Source organism: Methylophilus sp. UBA6697 (assembly GCF_002454655.1).
Lineage (GTDB): Bacteria > Pseudomonadota > Gammaproteobacteria > Burkholderiales > Methylophilaceae > Methylophilus.
In genome coordinates, this window is sequence record NZ_DKJH01000005.1 from 56,461 (window position 1) to 72,422 (window position 15,962).

Here is a 15,962-nt window from a genome sequence, read left to right on the forward strand (position 1 = left end):
GTGCTTCAAGAGAGGAAAACTAGGATGCGTAAATTAATCTTATCCAGCGTAGTTATGATGGCGGCGAGCCAGAGTGCGTTTGCCGATGCCGAATATATCGACCGGGCCAGAGTGTTGTCGGTCGCACCGCAAGTGCAACAAATCAATCAACCACGCCAGGAATGCCGTACCGAATATGTGCGTGAAAGTGTGTATGAATCTAATCGCTCTAACACGGGCGCGATTGTCGGTGGTGTCGCCGGTGGTTTGTTAGGCAGTACTATTGGCCGTGGTAATGGCCGTATTGCTGCCGCTGCAGTCGGCGCCGGTGTGGGTGCGATTGTGGGTGATCGTGTCGGTAACCAGAATGCCTATGGCAACGAGCGCATCGTGACACGCCCGGTGGAGCAGTGTGTGATGGTAGACCAGTGGCAAGCCGTGACCACCGGCTATATGGTGAATTATGAATACCAGGGTCGTCAATATTCAACCCTGATGGACAGAGACCCAGGCCCGGTATTGGATGTGGCCGTGTCAGTCAGACCGAATGTGGTGCAGATTCAACCTATGCCAGCGCCAGGATATCGTCCGGCGGCGATGCAAGGTCGTGGGCCGCACCAGCATCGTCAATATTGGTAATTAGGTGTGATGAATAAGCGCGATGCCAGTGAATGGCATTGCGCTTATTATGCTTTAAGCAGCACAATTACGGCACCGCTGCCGCCATCGTTGGCGCGCGCCTGGGCATAGGCAATGACTTCATCTTTTTGCATCAGCCAGTTGCGCAATTTGTGTTTAAGCACGGGCTCTTTGTTACGCGAGCCCAGGCCTTTGCCATGCACAATGCGCACGCAGCGCAAGCCGCGTTTTTTGCAATCGGCAATAAATTCAGACACGTATAGCCTGGCTTCGTCGCTGATCAGGCCATGCAAATCTATGTGTGCCTGCACCACCCAATGGCCACGGCGCAGTTTGCTCAGCACCATGGGCGATTGGCCATCGCGCAAATACAGTAACTCTTCGCCGCTTTCTAGTTCGTGGGCGGGAATATAATGATCGCTCAACGAATCCACCAGGGCCTGTTGTTCGTCTTTAATCAGTTGCCGCGGGATCGGTTTCGGTTTTTTGGGCGCATGCGAAATACGATTGGTTTTGACCGGGCGTGCGCCTTTGACTGCTTCGTGAAACAGTGTCAGATCATTTTCGTCTTTGTCCGGCAACTCTTGTGACATGGTTTGATTTTAATGNNGGGGTGCGCTTCTTTATTTCAGCAGCTAGATTTACTCCAGGCTGGTCAAATAGCGCTCGGCATCCAGCGCTGCCATACAACCGGTGCCGGCACTGGTGACGGCCTGGCGGTAGATATGGTCTTGCACGTCGCCGGCAGCAAATACACCAGGAATATTGGTGGCAGTAAAATTACCCTGACGGCCGGTTTGCGTCACAATATAACCGCCTTCCATCTCCAGCTGGCCTTCAAAAATCTGCGTATTTGGCTGGTGACCAATGGCGATAAACACGCCTTTGAGAGCAATATCTTTGGTGGTGCCAGCATTCACATCTTTCACGCGCATGCCGGTTACGCCAGTGTTGTCGCCTAATACTTCATCCAGCGTGTGGAAGGTTTCCAGTACGATCTTGCCTTCCTTGACGCGGTCCATCAGTTTATCGACCAGGATCGCTTCGGCCTTGAATTTGTCGCGGCGGTGTACCAAGGTCACCTTGCTGGCAATATTAGCCAGGTACAAGGCTTCTTCAACGGCCGTATTGCCGCCGCCAATCACGGCGACTTCCTGGTTGCGGTAGAAAAAGCCATCACATGTGGCGCAGGCAGATACGCCTTTACCGGCAAAGGCCTCTTCACTTGGCAAGCCCAGGTATTTAGCTGACGCACCCGTAGCAATAATCAGGGCATCGCAGGTGTACTCACCGTTATCACCAACCAGGCGGATCGGTTTTTCTTTGAGGTGCGTGGTGTGGATATGGTCAAAAATCATCTCGGTATTAAAACGCTCGGCGTGTTGCTGAAAACGCGCCATCAACTCCGGACCCATGACGCCATTGGCATCGGCAGGCCAGTTATCGACCTCAGTGGTTGTCATCAGCTGGCCGCCTTGGGCCAGGCCGGTAATCAACACCGGGTTGAGGTTAGCGCGAGCAGCATAGACCGCTGCGGTGTAGCCAGCAGGGCCTGAGCCAAGAATCATTAAACGGGCATGTTTTGTTGCCATGATGGGATTTCCAGTGTTTGGTGAATTATTTTTATGTAGATGGGGATGGGCATCTGTGATTTAAATGCCCATCTCACTTAATGTCTTTAAAGAAAGGTTTCAGTCGCCTTACTCAAGCAAACTGCGTAACATCCATGCTGTTTTTTCATGCAGTTGCAGGCGTTGGGTCAGCAAGTCAGCCGTGGCTTCGTCAGAGGCTTTTTCTGCTGCCGGAAACACACTGCGCGCCGTGCGGCAGACTGCTTCGTGACCAGCAACCAGTTCACGGATCATGTCGTTGGCTTTAGGTACATCAATGGTTTCTTCAATCGAGGTCAGTTTGGCAAACTGGGCATAGGTGCCAGGCGCATACACGCCCAATGAACGAATACGCTCTGCCACCAAGTCAACCGCCAGTGCCAGCTCGGTGTACTGGGTTTCAAACATCAGGTGCAAAGTGTTGAACATTGGTCCAGTGACGTTCCAATGAAAATAGTGCGTTTTCAAATATAAAGTGTAGGTGTCAGCCAGCAGTTTGGACAAACCCTGCGCGATTTCCTGGCGATTTTCATTGTTAATTCCGATATCCATATGCTCTCCATGGGTGTGATTTATAGATGTGATTTGTTTATTTTAGAACCTCGTCTCCCTGACTGCAATTTGATTTTGCTATAATCATTTAAGTTCACTCTTGCAAAGAAAGAGACAACATATTGTTTTTTAATAAGAAAAAAGTTGCTAACGTCCGTCTTGAAAAAGTTTCGACGGAGAAACAGCTGCGTGATGCCAAACTGCTGCGTGAGGTGTCATGGATTGCGCTGGCCGCATTGGGCGTGTTCCTGGCGGTGATTTTAGCGACTTATTCGCATGAGGATCCAGGCTGGACACATGCGATTGGCGAACATGACATCATCCACAATGCGGGCGGGACTGTGGGCGCCTGGGTGTCAGATATTTTCCTCTCTTTATTTGGTTTCTCATCGTGGTGGTTTGTGGTGCTGGCCTTTTACATGGTCTGGCTCATGTACCAGCGCTTGCATCTGGACCCGGTTGAAAAGCATGACTGGTGGTTGAATGGTGTCGGCTTTGCCCTGATGCTGCTGGCTTCTGCAGCACTGGAGTCTGGTCACCTGGTGAGTTTTCCGGCCGATTTCCCGCTCAAGCAAGGTGGCGTGATTGGTAGTGGCATTGATCATCTGCTACGCAATATGTTTGGATTTGCTGGCTCTACCATGCTGCTGCTGGTGTTGTTTGCCATTTCGTTCAGCCTGTTTACCAGCTGGTCACTGATCGCCATGAGCGAGCAATTGGGCGAGTGGGTGATCCAGTTTTACCAGTGGAGCCTGCTCAAATACCAGGATAGTCAGGACCGTAAAGTGGGTCGCCAGGCATTGCAGGCACGCGAAGAGTTTGTCGAGGCCGAGCGCAAGCGGGTTGAAGACCGCAAGCCGGTTGAAATTACCGTGCCGGAAGTGGTGATTGAACCCAGTGAACGTGTGGTGAAAGAAAAGCAGGCTGTGTTGTTTGCTGCGATTGAGCAGGAAGGCTTGCCGCCACTGCATTTGCTGGATGCGCCTAACCAGTCGGTTGAGTTGCAATCTGCCGAAACACTGGATTTCACCTCGCGCCTGATCGAGCGCAAGCTGATGGACTTTGGCATTGAAGTCAAAGTGGTCACGGCACAACCTGGCCCGGTGATTACACGCTATGAGCTGGACCCGGCCCCCGGCGTGAAGGGTAGCCAGATCACCAACCTGGCCAAAGACCTGGCGCGGGCGCTGTCTGTGATCAGTGTGCGCGTGGTCGAAACTATCCCTGGCAAAAGCTTTATGGGCCTGGAGATTCCTAACCCTAAACGCCAGATTGTGTCGCTGTCTGAAATCATGGGTAGCCAGGCTTATGCCGACCAGAGCTCGCCGCTGGCGATTGCCATGGGTAAAGATATTGCTGGCAAGCCGATTGTGGCCGACCTGGCGAAAATGCCGCATGTGCTGGTGGCAGGTACCACCGGTTCCGGTAAGTCGGTGGCGATTAACGCCCTCATTTTAAGCTTGTTGTATAAGTCAGAAGCCAGCCGCGTGCGCATGATCCTGATCGACCCGAAAATGCTGGAGCTTTCAGTCTATGAAGGTATCCCGCATCTGCTGGCGCCGGTGGTGACGGATATGCGCCAGGCCGCTAACGCATTGAACTGGTGCGTGGCAGAGATGGAGCGTCGTTACAAACTGATGTCTACGCTAGGTGTGCGTAACCTGGCCGGGTATAACCAGAAGATACAGGAGGCGAAAAAGCAGGGCGTCTCGATTCCGCATCCGTTCAGCTTAACGCCGGATGAACCAGAGCCATTGGAAGAAATGCCATTGATCGTGGTGATGATCGACGAATTGGCCGACCTGATGATGGTGGTGGGCAAGAAAGTGGAAGAACTGATTGCACGACTGGCGCAAAAAGCGCGTGCTTCAGGCATCCACCTGGTGCTTGCCACACAGCGGCCATCGGTAGACGTGATTACCGGCCTGATTAAAGCCAANNGACGTATTGACCGGCCTGATTAAAGCCAACGTGCCGACACGCGTTGCGTTCCAGGTGTCGAGTAAGATTGACTCGCGCACCATTTTAGACCAGATGGGCGCTGAGACTTTGCTGGGGCAGGGCGATATGCTTTACCTGCCGCCAGGCAGCGGTTATCCGCAGCGTATTCACGGCGCGTTTGTCAGCGATGGCGAAGTGCACAATGTGGTCAATTTCCTCAAGGCACAAGGCGAACCAAACTACATCGAAGGCATTCTCACCAATGAGACTGAGGGTGGCGATATGGATGCCTTGCCGGGTGGCAGTGATGCTGGCGGTGAAAAAGACCCGTTGTATGATGAAGCGGTGGCGATTGTGTTGAAGACACGCCGTGCCTCAATTTCATCGGTACAACGCCAACTGCGTATCGGTTACAACCGTGCTGCAAGATTAATTGAAGATATGGAACGTGCCGGACTGGTCTCTGCCATGCAAAGTAATGGCAATCGTGAAGTACTGGTAAAAGCTGGAGGGGACCATGAATAAAAAATTGATCAAAGCGCTGATCGCGTTTAGCGGCTGGTGTGTGATGTCAGCGGCATTGGCCGATGGCGTCGATGATTTAAAACAGTTTTATCAAAGCACACAAGCCATGCGTGCCAACTTCAAGCAAACGGTGTTTGACCAAAAAGGGCGCAAATTGCAAGAGGTCAACGGCACCATGTTGTTGCAGCGCCCGAACAAGTTTCGCTGGGATTATCAAAAGCCTTACGAGCAGCAAATTATTAGCGATGGCCGTCAGGTGTTTTTGTTCGATGTCGATTTACAACAAGTCACGGTGCGCACGGTGGATAAAGTGTTGGGCACCAGTCCGGCCGCATTGCTGGCGGGTGGGCCAAATGTCGAAGAAAGTTTTCGCCTCTCGCGTTTGCTCGATTTTGAAGGGCTGCAGCGCGTGCAGGCTAAACCCAAGCAGAAAGACAGCGGTTTTCAGGTGGTGATTATCTCGTTTGACCATAGCAAATTGGCCGAAATGCGCCTGGTGGATGCTTTTGGGCAAAGCACGCATATTGTGTTTTCCAATGTTGAGGCCAACCCAAGCCTGAATACCAACCAGTTCCTGTTCTCGATTCCCAAAGGGGTAGATGTGGTGGGCGAATAATCGCCTGCGCATCAAAACTAGCATGTCCTCTCTGTTTGAACCACAAACGCCTGCTTCTGCGCCTCTTGCGGAGCAGCTACGCCCCAAAATCCTGGACGAAGTCGTTGGGCAAACGCATTTACTCGGTGAAGGTAAACCTTTACGTCGCGCGTTTGAGTCTGGCAAATTGCCATCCATGATTTTGTGGGGGCCACCGGGTGTCGGTAAAACGACCTTGGCACGCCTGATTGCACAAACCGCAGAGGCTGAGTTTGTGCCTTTGTCCGCTGTGTTGTCGGGCATTAAAGATATCCGCGAAGCCGTAGAGCGTGCTGAGCACACCTTGCAACAAACCGGGCGTAACACCATTTTGTTTGTCGATGAGGTGCACCGGTTTAATAAAGGCCAGCAAGATGCTTTTTTACCGTATGTTGAAAGTGGCCTGATTACGTTTATTGGGGCAACTACCGAGAACCCTTCATTTGAGGTGAACAGCGCACTGTTAAGCCGTGCTCAGGTATTTGTGCTGAATGCATTGACTGAGGACGAACTGGCCGAGCTGTTAGAGCGCGCACGGCTGAAGGTGGCGCCAGACATCACATTGGATGATACTGTCACCGAGCAAGTATTAGCCTACGCTGACGGCGATGCCAGGCGCTTGCTCAACTTCGCCGAAGGCTTGTTCAATGGGGCTGTCTCGGCCAAAGTTGACAGCATAGACGAGTCTTTTTTGCAGTCGACCATGGCCAGCAAGTTGCGCCGATTTGACAAAGGTGGCGAAGCTTTTTATGACCAGATTTCTGCCTTGCACAAATCCGTGCGTGGCTCTAACCCGGACGCGGCGCTCTATTGGTTGATGCGTATGCTGGATGGCGGTGCCGAGCCCTTGTACCTGGCGCGCCGCATTATCCGCATGGCTTGGGAAGATATCGGCCTGGCCGATCCACGCGCCATGCAGATCGCCAACGACGCAGCACTGACATTCGAGCGCCTGGGTAGTCCCGAAGGTGAGCTGGCGCTGGCGCAAGCGGTGATTTACCTGGCCGTGGCCGCTAAAAGCAATGCAGGCTATATGGCCTATAATCAGGCCAAGGCCTTTGTGGCGCAAGACAAGTCCAGGCCGGTGCCGCTACACCTCAGAAATGCGCCGACCAAACTGATGAAAGCGCTGGATTACGGCAAAGAATATCGTTATGCGCACAATGAGCCTGGTGCCTATGCGGCGGGCGAGCATTACTTTCCAGATGATTTGGAAGCCCAGCCATTTTACCAACCCACACCACGTGGTTTGGAAGGTAAAATAGGCGAAAAATTGCAGCACCTGAAAGAACTGGATAGAAAAGCGAAAAAGTAATTCTGCCGCAGATAAACGCAGATGCACGCGGATAAAAATAGAAAGCATATATGTTAGATATACAACAACTGAGAAATGATTTGGATAATGTAGTCGCCCGCCTGGCGGCACGCAAGTTTGCTTTTCCGGCAGCGGAGTTCACCGCACTGGAAGCACAACGTAAAACCATTCAGACCAATACCGAGAATCTGCAAGCCAAACGTAATGCTGCTTCCAAGCAAATTGGCATTGCCAAGTCCAAAGGTGAGGATGCCAGTGCGATTTTGGCCGAGGTGGCTGGTTTGGGCGACGAGCTAAAAGCGGCAGAAGCGCAGTTGAGCGAGATTCAGGCTAGTATGCAGGCGCTGATGCTGAATGTGCCTAATTTGCCGCATGACAGCGTGCCTGTGGGCCAGGATGAAAGCCAAAATGTAGAAGCACGTCGTTGGGGCACACCACGTAGCTTTGACTTTGAAGTCAAAGACCATGCTGACGTTGGCGCACCATTGGGATTAGATTTTGATACCGGTGCCAAACTCTCTGGTGCGCGTTTTACGCTGATGAAAGGCCAGATTGCCAAATTGCATCGTGCGATTGCCCAGTTTATGCTGGATACGCAAACCGACAAGCATGGCTATACCGAGTGTTACACGCCTTATATGGTTAACCGCGAAACTTTGGTTGGCACCGGCCAATTGCCCAAGTTTGAAGAAGACCTGTTTGCGACGCCGCATAATGACAGCAAACTGTACCTGATCCCCACTTCAGAAGTCACGCTGACCAACACCGTGCGCGACGAGATTGTGGCGGCGGATAGTTTGCCGATTAAATTAACCGCACATACGCCTTGCTTCCGCTCAGAGGCGGGTTCTTATGGCCGTGATACCAAAGGCATGATTCGTCAGCACCAGTTTGATAAGGTTGAAATGGTGCAGATTGTGCATCCTGACACCAGCTATCATGCGCTGGAAGAGATGGTTGGCCATGCGGAAGCGATTTTGCAGGCACTGGAATTACCTTACCGCGTCGTTTCATTATGTACTGGCGATATGGGCTTTGGCGCGGCTAAAACTTATGATCTCGAAGTCTGGTTACCTGCGCAGAATACCTACCGTGAGATTTCTTCTGTGTCTAATTGCGAAGCGTTCCAGGCGCGCCGGTTACAGGCACGTTTCCGCAATGCTAATGGTAAACCAGAGTTGTTGCATACCCTGAACGGGTCTGGTTTGGCGGTGGGGCGTACGCTGGTGGCAGTGTTGGAAAATAACCAAAATGCCGATGGTAGTGTGACGATTCCTAAAGCTTTGCAGCCTTATATGGGTGGCAAGACCTTGCTAAGCGTGTAAGTTTAATCGCTGTGTTTAAGATGCCTTGGCTAACAACCAAGGCATTTTTATGTCTGCAATCTTGTAAGGGTCTACGCCTGGATCATAAATCGGGAAGTATTTCTGCATGATCTGGTAATAGCTTCTCACCAGCTCTGTATAAATGACCGGCGCGCCACAGCTACAGTAACCATGCCTGGCGTTGACGTAGTAAGCCGGGTCATTCAGTAGTTGGTAGCCGCGTTTCACGTCTGCCCAGCTGTCAGGATTCAATCCTAGTTTCTGCGCGATAATCCGCGCGTCTTCCAGATGGCCAACACCATTATTGTAGGCGGCCAGCGTCATAAAGGTGCGATCAGGCTCGGGGATGCGTGACGGAATGCGGTCTTTCATCCATAACAGGAATTTGGCACCGGCCATCACACTTTGCTTAGGGTCCAGCCGGTCAGTGACATTCATCATGTTGGAGGTTTGCTCGGTCAGCATCATCAAACCGCGCACATTGGTTGGCGAGGTGCTGTAATTATCCCAGTGTGATTCCTGATAGCTTAATGCCGCCAGCAAGCGCCAGTCTATGTCAGTGATTTCCTGCGCGCCTTTAAATAAACGCACATACCTGGGCAGCAGCGTTTGTGATTTGCTTAAAAACGCGGTGACATCCACAGGCTTCAAGCGTTTGGTATGACCATGGTAACGGTCCAGCAGGTTACGCAACGTGCCATCTTTTTCGATTTTCTTGAAAAAGGCCTGTACTTGTTTCAGTCGTTCTTCACCATGTAACTTGTTGAGCGCCCAGCCAATTTTATCGGCCTGGCCCAGCATCATGCCCGCATCCAGTTGCGGGTAGTTGTATTGCATGATGGCGATGAGGTGATTGTCTGCTACCGTAAAGTCGATCTCATTACGTGCAACAGCTTCGATCAGTTGCTCAGAACTGAGCTTGTCCGTTTCTTTCCAGGTGAGTGTCGGTGCTTTTGATTGCAACTCACGCATGCGCTCGACAAAGCTGGTACTTTTAGGCAGCACAATGCGCTTTTCAAATAAGGCATCGGCGTTATTGGGCTCACTATTCTTGTCACGGTTATACACCACCATGGCCTGCACCTGGTTAAAGGATGGGCCGAACAAGACCTGGCGCTTGCGTGCAGGTGTGATGCTGATGTCAGCCGCAGCAATGTCAGCATCGCCTCTCAATAGCGTCGGGAACACTTTGGCAAAACTGTCGACGACGATGAATTCGAGTTTGTAGGGCGGGCCCAGAAATTCGACAAAGCGTTTGGCGAGGTCATATTCCAGGCCGGCATAGTTATTCTGGCTGTCGATGAAGTAAGTACTGGGGCTGTTGATGGTGACAAAGCGGATGGTATACGGATCTGGCTTGGGTTTGGTTTGTGCCAGGTGTTTTTGGCCACTGTTGTCACTACAGGCGAGCAAGGTGACACATAGCGTGATCAGCATGGTTTTCAACCACACTGACCATATTGACTTGCCTGAACAGAACTGCATAAGACCTGAGTGGCGCTTAAACGCGAGTCTCAATCTGCCCTTGGTCCGCAATCAGGATGGTACTTGCCAGTTTGGCAAAAATGCCGTGTTCAATGACGCCGGGGATATTGTTAATCAAGGCATTCAAGCGATCGGCATCCAGGCTGGCATCAAAGCGCATGTCGAGCACCAGGCTGCCGTAACTGGTGATAGATAAACCGTCTTTGGCCACATTCTGGCGCAGCTCACCGACGCCACCAATGGCTTCCAGGCTGCGTTTGGCCGCTTGCCAGGCAAAAGGCATCACTTCAATTGGAATCGCAAAGTTTTCACCAATACGGCTAACCAGTTTGCTTTTATCTGCAACGACAATGAACTGTTTGGCTGCCTTGGCCAGCAGCTTTTCCATCACCAGGTCATAGCCACGGCCTTTGAGTAAAGCATTGTCTGGTGTGATTTCGTCTGCACCATCCACATACAGGTCGATCTGGCTGAGTTGCGATAAGCTCAACACGGTGAGTCCGGCGGATTGCGCCTTGATCATGCTGATATTGGAACTGGCAACGGTGGTGATGCGTAAGTTCTCGGTGCGCTGGCGCTCGGCCAGTGCGTCGATAAAGTAATTGGCTGTGGATCCTGTGCCCAGGCCTACGATCATGTCATTTTTAACGTAGCTGGCGGCTTCCAGCGCGACGGCTTGTTTGTCGTTCATCGTTTATTCTCCGTGCTGGTATCTCTGGTTCGCTCGGGCGTCTTGCGTGTCATTCAGTCACTGTCTGTGGACGCTTACAGTTATAATAGCAAACTCGGCAGATTCGCCAAGAAATACTCGTCTAACCCAAGCAATAAGATTCTAATTTTTTATGGCAGTTTCACTCCCCGTTATCGGGCATCCACAGCGTTTTTCTTTTCAAAGTCAGGGCCTGGATAGCCGGGCATTGGCCGAACTGGCCTGTGGTTTAAAAGCAACAAATACACCGTTGGTGGTGCTCACCGCGAGTGCGTTTGAAGCGCAGCGCCTGATGGACGAGATTCCATTTTTTGGCAAAGACATTCAGGTACATTTGCTGCCAGATTGGGAAACACTGCCTTACGATGTGTTTTCGCCCCACCCGGACTTGACCTCTGAACGCCTGGCTACACTCTACCAACTGAGCCAGAACCAAAGCAATATCGTGATCGTGCCGATGGCGACGGCGTTGCTCAGGTTGCCGCCGGTGGCTTACCTGGCGGCGCATACTTTTATGCTCAAAAAAGGCCAGAAGCTGGATGTGGATGCTTTGCGCAACCAGTGCGCGCAAGCGGGTTATCACCACGTGAGCCAGGTGATGGGGCCAGGCGAATTTAGCGTACGCGGTGGCCTGGTTGATTTGTATCCCATGGGCAGCGTGTTCCCGTACCGGATAGACCTGTTCGACGATGAAATCGAAACCATACGCACGTTTGATATTGATACCCAGCGCAGCGTGTATCCGGTCCCTGAGATCCGTATGCTGCCAGCGCGTGAATTTCCCATGGATGAAGCCGCGATCACACGCTTCCGCAGCCAGTTCCGCGAGTATTTTGAGGGCGACCCTCAACGTGCAAAAATCTATAAAGACGTTAGTAAAGGCACGCCTAGTGGCGGTGTAGAGTGGTATCTGCCTTTGTTCTTTGAGCAAACGGCTACCTTGTTCGATTACCTGCCTGCACAAACCGTGTTGTGCCTGCATGGTGACCTCGATAAAGCCGCGCAAACCTTTTGGACAGATGCCAATAGCCGCTACAAGCTGATGGCATATGACCCCGAAAAACCGATTATGCGGCCGGAAAGCCTGCTGCAAAAAGCCGATGAGTTTTTCAAGCAAACGCATGCATTTGCCCTGGTGAACCAGCAACTGGATATTAAGAAGAGTTTGCCTGCTGTCGATGTCGACCGTCGTGCAGAGCAGCCGTTACATAAGTTGCAGGGCTTTATCAGTCAGTTTGGTGGACGTGTGTTGATCGCGGCTGAGAGCTTGGGCCGTCGCGAAACCATTGCCCAATTATTCGCAGAACACGGCCTGACTTTCTCATTGGCTGAAGACTGGGCCGGATTTGCACAGTCTAATTTCCCGGTGATGCTAGGTGTGGCGCCACTGCATCAAGGCCTGGTCGATGGCGAATTGGCGGTGATTACTGAAGCTGAGTTATATGCCAGCACGGTGCGCCAGCAGCGCCGTCGCAACCAGGAAAAAGCGCGCAATGCCGAGGGTATGCTTAAAGACTTGTCCGAGCTGCGGCTGGACGACCCGGTGGTGCATGAGCAGCATGGGGTAGGGCGTTATAAAGGCCTGGTCAATATCGATTTTGGTGAAGGCGAAACCGAGTTATTGCTGATTGAATACTTTGGCGATGACAAATTGTATGTGCCAGTGTCGCAATTATTCCTGATTTCACGCTACTCCGGCGGCCCGCCAGAGAGCGCGCCATTGCATCGCCTGGGCAGTGGTCAATGGGACAAAGCCAAGAAAAAAGCGCTCAAGCAAATCCGCGATACGGCCGCAGAACTATTGAATCTTTACGCCCAGCGTGCGTCACGCCGCGGCCATGCGTTTACGTTGAGTCTGCATGATTACGAAGCTTTCTGTGAAGGTTTCCCGTTTGAAGAGACGCCAGACCAGCTGGAGGCGATTGAAAACGTCATCAAGGACATGCAGTCCGGCCGCCCCATGGATAGGCTGGTCTGCGGCGATGTGGGCTTCGGTAAGACCGAAGTGGCGTTACGTGCTGCGTTTGTTGCTGTGATGGGTGGCCGCCAGGTGGCGGTGTTGGTGCCAACCACGCTGCTGGCCGAGCAACATTATCAGAACTTCTGTGACCGCTTTGCCGAATGGCCGATCAAGATTGCCGAGATTTCACGTTTCAGGACTGCTAAAGAGCAGGCCGAGGCACTCAAAGGCCTGGCTGATGGCAGTATCGATATCATTATCGGTACCCACCGGTTGATCCAGAAAGATGTACAGTTCAAAAACCTGGGCCTGGCCATTTTGGACGAAGAGCACCGTTTTGGCGTACGCCAGAAAGAGCAGATGAAAGCGCTGCGTGCCGAGGTTGATGTGCTGACACTGACGGCGACGCCGATTCCGCGCACCCTGAGCATGGCGATGGAAGGCTTGCGGGAATTTTCTGTCATTTCGACACCGCCACAAAAACGCCTGGCGATCAAAACTTTCCACACGCCATATTCCGACGGCATTATCCGCGAAGCGGTGATGCGTGAATTCAAGCGTGGCGGCCAGGTATATTTCCTGCATAACGAGGTGGATACCATCTACGTGATGAAGGAAAAACTGGAGAAAATTGTCCCCGAAGCCCGCATCGCAATCGGTCACGGCCAGTTGCGTGAGCGCGAGCTCGAACATGTCATGCGCGATTTTTACCAGCAGCGCGCCAACCTGCTGCTGTGTACCACCATTGTCGAAACCGGGATTGACGTACCCACCGCCAACACCATGATTATTAACAAAGCCGATATGTTCGGCCTGGCGCAATTGCACCAGCTGCGTGGTCGTGTGGGCCGCAGCCACCATCAGGCGTATACCTATTTACTGACTGACCCGGACCGCAATATTACGCCACAAGCGCAAAAACGCCTGGATGCGATCCAGTTACTGGAAGATCTGGGTGCTGGCTTCCACCTGGCGATGCATGACCTTGAGATTCGCGGTGCAGGGGAGTTGCTGGGCGATAGCCAGAGCGGTGAGATGCAAGAAATCGGTTTTAATCTGTATTCGGATATGCTCAATCACGCCGTCAAGCAGCTCAAGGCCGGTAAAGAGCCTGACCTTGATGCGCCATTAGGCGTGACGACGGAAATCAATCTGCATACGCCTGCGTTATTGCCAAATAACTACTGCCCCGACGTGCATGAGCGCCTGGTGATTTATAAACGCCTGGCCAATTGTGAAGATGATGACGCACTCGACGCCATGCAGGAAGAGCTGATTGACCGCTTTGGCCTGCTGCCAGAGCCTGGTGAAGCATTGATCGCCTGCCATCGTTTGCGTATCGCTGCTAAACCGCTGGGCATTATCAAGATTGATGCTTCAGATGCTGCCATCCAATTACAATTTAATGTCAAAGCGGACCTGGATCCGATGAAACTGATCAGCCTGCTGCAACGTGATAAACGCTGCCGTATGAATGGGCCCGATAAATTACGTGTGAGTGTACAACTGGGTAACCTCAATCACCGTGTAGAATTAGTCAAAACTTTATTGAAGGAATTTATGTAATGTTGGAAAAACTATTAGCTGCGGTGGCCACCTGGATCATTAGTGTCATTTCAACCATGGGCTACGGCGGCATTGTGTTGCTGATGGCGATTGAGTCTGCGTGCATCCCATTACCTTCCGAAATCATCATGCCGTTTGCCGGGTTTTTGGTGACTAAAGGTGAAATGACTTTGTGGGGGATTGCGCTGGCTGGAGCAATTGGCTGTGTGGTGGGCTCTATCCCGGCTTATTATCTGGGCATGTATGGTGGCCGTCCGTTGGTCGAGAAGTTTGGTAAATATGTGCTGATCAGCAAAAAAGACCTCGATATGGCTGACCGCTGGTTTGCGCAGCATGGCGAGATTATCATTTTTATTGCCCGCTTATTGCCTGCGGTACGGACCTTTATTGCATTCCCCGCCGGTGTGGCGCGCATGAATATGACGCGCTTTGTGGCATATACCTTTGTTGGTTCTTTGATTTGGTGCTTTGTACTTGGCTATGTGGGCATGAAGGCAGGCGAGCATTGGGAGGATTTAAAAGTCTACTTCCATGAGTCGCATTATGTGATTGCTGCATTGGGTCTGGTATTCGTGGCCTGGTATGTGCGCAGGCATTTTAAAAATGAGGCTGAGTAATCAGTCGGCTTCAAAAAAATAAAAAGGCCGTTATGCGGCCTTTTTATTTGAACTGTCTAATCTATGACATCAACCAATGGCAGCACTTGCCGCTTTTAGGCGAGCATGGTTTCTGCCTCTGAGCTGTCAGCCTGATCATCATCCGCGGTGGCTACAAGCGCTAACAGGCTGAGGTCTGCATGCACAATCACATACATTGGGGTCGAAGGGTCTACAGTGGCGTTGGCAGCCACACTTGCCAACATGAGTGCACTGCAAGCGAATACCTTTGATAACACAGATTTCATCCATCACTCCACTGAATTGATATTGAAATAAGACTCTATCAAAGCTAGGCAAGAGATTTAAATAGCTCTTTAAGGCCAACGATTTAACAATTTAAATGGTGTACCCAGGTGAGCGGCGTCCTGTGAGTCGGTATTTGAACGGGCACAGAGCGCACTCATTTCCAAGTGACCACTTGAGACAAGACTCTACGCGTTTTCACTTTCGGCTCGTGTTTACGGTAGCCAAAGGCGACCATATAAGCCAAACCATATTCCTGTAAATTAACGCCAAATTGCTCGGCCAGCAGGGCGTCAGTTTCTTTTTGTTTAAAGCCTTCAATTGGGCATGAGTCTATACCGCGCATGGCCGCCACTGTCATCATATTTGCCAATGGCAGATAGCATTGCTTGCTGGCCCAGTCGAACAGTTTTCGTTCATCTGTGAGGTCAAAGTCTGATTGCTGGAACTGCTTGTAAAAGCCCAGGCGCATATTGGCGATGTCTTCCGGGTGGTGCTGCACGTCACGCATAAATTGTGGCAAGTAAGGGCTATCTGCATCCAGGAACGGCGATTTCATCGCCAGGCACAACACAAAATGGCTCGCTGTATCCAGCTTGAGCGGTGCGCCCCAGGCATGTTGTTTAAGGCTTTCGCGCAGTACCTTGTCTTGTACCACGATAAAATGCCAGGGTTCAAAACCGAATGAGCTGGGTGAGAGGCGGGCGGCTTCCAGAATCAACTCAAATTCTGCGGCGGGAATCTGTTTGCTGGCATCAAACTCCTTACAGGCATGGCGGAAATTGAACGCGTCCAAAATAGCTTTTTTTTCTATCATCAT

Annotated in this window: 13 protein-coding genes and 1 pseudogene; 7 read left to right on the top strand and 7 right to left on the bottom strand. The window is 51.7% G+C overall.

Annotated elements, in window-relative coordinates; genetic code table 11:
* The first annotated feature begins 24 nt into the window (after positions 1-24).
* Positions 25-618, top strand: a complete 594-nt coding sequence (locus tag B3355_RS03155; RefSeq protein ID WP_292780085.1) for a glycine zipper 2TM domain-containing protein — start codon at positions 25-27, stop codon at positions 616-618.
* A gap of 47 nt (positions 619-665) precedes the next feature.
* On the opposite strand, the gene B3355_RS03160 is transcribed toward B3355_RS03155, so the two are convergent.
* The 3 genes from B3355_RS03160 to B3355_RS03170 all read right to left on the bottom strand — a co-directional run bounded on the left by B3355_RS03160 (position 666) and on the right by B3355_RS03170 (position 2,780).
* Positions 666-1,211: a Smr/MutS family protein gene (locus B3355_RS03160; protein ID WP_292780087.1), complete on the bottom strand. Its 546-nt coding sequence runs from the start codon at positions 1,209-1,211 to the stop codon at positions 666-668.
* Between the two features lie 48 nt (positions 1,212-1,259).
* Entirely contained in the window at positions 1,260-2,210 is a 951-nt protein-coding gene (gene trxB, locus B3355_RS03165) for a thioredoxin-disulfide reductase (protein WP_292780089.1), read from the bottom strand.
* Between the two features lie 108 nt (positions 2,211-2,318).
* Positions 2,319-2,780, bottom strand: coding sequence for a Dps family protein (locus B3355_RS03170; RefSeq protein ID WP_019882731.1), 462 nt, complete (start codon positions 2,778-2,780; stop codon positions 2,319-2,321).
* A gap of 122 nt (positions 2,781-2,902) precedes the next feature.
* Here B3355_RS03170 and B3355_RS03175 point away from each other — a divergent pair.
* From B3355_RS03175 to serS, 4 genes and pseudogenes are all read left to right on the top strand, one after another.
* Positions 2,903-5,246, top strand: a pseudogene (locus tag B3355_RS03175) (DNA translocase FtsK).
* Positions 5,239-5,862 carry an outer membrane lipoprotein chaperone LolA gene (gene lolA, locus B3355_RS03180; protein ID WP_292780091.1) on the top strand — a complete coding sequence of 208 codons (624 nt, stop codon included), beginning with the start codon at positions 5,239-5,241 and terminating at the stop codon, positions 5,860-5,862. The pseudogene B3355_RS03175 and the gene lolA overlap by 8 nt, the downstream one beginning before the upstream one ends.
* A gap of 22 nt (positions 5,863-5,884) precedes the next feature.
* On the top strand, positions 5,885-7,195 hold the full coding sequence (locus B3355_RS03185; RefSeq protein ID WP_292780094.1) for a replication-associated recombination protein A: 1,311 nt from the start codon (positions 5,885-5,887) through the stop codon (positions 7,193-7,195).
* A gap of 50 nt (positions 7,196-7,245) precedes the next feature.
* The gene (serS, locus tag B3355_RS03190) at positions 7,246-8,520 is read left to right on the top strand and encodes a serine--tRNA ligase (RefSeq protein ID WP_292780096.1); all 1,275 of its coding nucleotides are present in this window, start codon (positions 7,246-7,248) and stop codon (positions 8,518-8,520) included.
* A 15-nt stretch (positions 8,521-8,535) separates the two neighbouring features.
* Here the strand turns inward: serS and mltF are convergent, their stop codons facing one another.
* Positions 8,536-9,957, bottom strand: coding sequence for a membrane-bound lytic murein transglycosylase MltF (gene mltF, locus B3355_RS03195; protein WP_292780098.1), 1,422 nt, complete (start codon positions 9,955-9,957; stop codon positions 8,536-8,538).
* 64 nt (positions 9,958-10,021) lie between these two features.
* Positions 10,022-10,696: a ribose-5-phosphate isomerase RpiA gene (rpiA, locus tag B3355_RS03200; protein WP_019882723.1), complete on the bottom strand. Its 675-nt coding sequence runs from the start codon at positions 10,694-10,696 to the stop codon at positions 10,022-10,024.
* Positions 10,697-10,847: 151 nt separating this feature from the next.
* Here rpiA and mfd point away from each other — a divergent pair, with 151 nt between their 5' ends.
* Together mfd and B3355_RS03210 are read left to right on the top strand one after the other, a co-directional pair.
* A complete protein-coding gene (gene mfd, locus B3355_RS03205) occupies positions 10,848-14,240 on the top strand; it encodes a transcription-repair coupling factor (RefSeq protein WP_292780101.1) in 3,393 nt (1,130 codons plus the stop codon).
* Positions 14,240-14,857, top strand: coding sequence for a DedA family protein (locus B3355_RS03210; protein WP_047517408.1), 618 nt, complete (start codon positions 14,240-14,242; stop codon positions 14,855-14,857). The genes mfd and B3355_RS03210 overlap by 1 nt, the downstream gene beginning before the upstream one ends.
* Before the next feature lie 95 nt (positions 14,858-14,952).
* On the opposite strand, the gene B3355_RS03215 is transcribed toward B3355_RS03210, so the two are convergent.
* Both B3355_RS03215 and B3355_RS03220 read right to left on the bottom strand, forming a co-directional pair.
* Entirely contained in the window at positions 14,953-15,144 is a 192-nt protein-coding gene (locus tag B3355_RS03215; RefSeq protein ID WP_292780105.1) for a hypothetical protein, read from the bottom strand.
* Between the two features lie 155 nt (positions 15,145-15,299).
* Complete coding sequence (locus B3355_RS03220) at positions 15,300-15,962, bottom strand: NAD(P)H-dependent oxidoreductase (RefSeq protein ID WP_292780107.1); 663 nt, start codon at positions 15,960-15,962, stop codon at positions 15,300-15,302.

Bases quoted from the DNA above. Each gene is read 5' to 3' on its own strand.
- B3355_RS03160 (WP_292780087.1), bottom strand. From the start codon at position 1,211: ATGTCACAAGAGTTGCCGGACAAAGACGAAAATGATCTGACACTGTTT.
- trxB (WP_292780089.1), bottom strand. From the start codon at position 2,210: ATGGCAACAAAACATGCCCGTTTAATGATTCTTGGCTCAGGCCCTGCT.
- B3355_RS03185 (WP_292780094.1), top strand. From the start codon at position 5,885: ATGTCCTCTCTGTTTGAACCACAAACGCCTGCTTCTGCGCCTCTTGCG.
- B3355_RS03155 (WP_292780085.1), top strand. From the start codon at position 25: ATGCGTAAATTAATCTTATCCAGCGTAGTTATGATGGCGGCGAGCCAG.
- B3355_RS03210 (WP_047517408.1), top strand. From the start codon at position 14,240: ATGTTGGAAAAACTATTAGCTGCGGTGGCCACCTGGATCATTAGTGTC.
- B3355_RS03215 (WP_292780105.1), bottom strand. From the start codon at position 15,144: ATGAAATCTGTGTTATCAAAGGTATTCGCTTGCAGTGCACTCATGTTG.
- B3355_RS03220 (WP_292780107.1), bottom strand. From the start codon at position 15,962: ATGATGATAGAAAAAAAAGCTATTTTGGACGCGTTCAATTTCCGCCAT.
- mltF (WP_292780098.1), bottom strand. From the start codon at position 9,957: ATGCTGATCACGCTATGTGTCACCTTGCTCGCCTGTAGTGACAACAGT.
- mfd (WP_292780101.1), top strand. From the start codon at position 10,848: ATGGCAGTTTCACTCCCCGTTATCGGGCATCCACAGCGTTTTTCTTTT.
- rpiA (WP_019882723.1), bottom strand. From the start codon at position 10,696: ATGAACGACAAACAAGCCGTCGCGCTGGAAGCCGCCAGCTACGTTAAA.
- serS (WP_292780096.1), top strand. From the start codon at position 7,246: ATGTTAGATATACAACAACTGAGAAATGATTTGGATAATGTAGTCGCC.
- lolA (WP_292780091.1), top strand. From the start codon at position 5,239: ATGAATAAAAAATTGATCAAAGCGCTGATCGCGTTTAGCGGCTGGTGT.
- B3355_RS03170 (WP_019882731.1), bottom strand. From the start codon at position 2,780: ATGGATATCGGAATTAACAATGAAAATCGCCAGGAAATCGCGCAGGGT.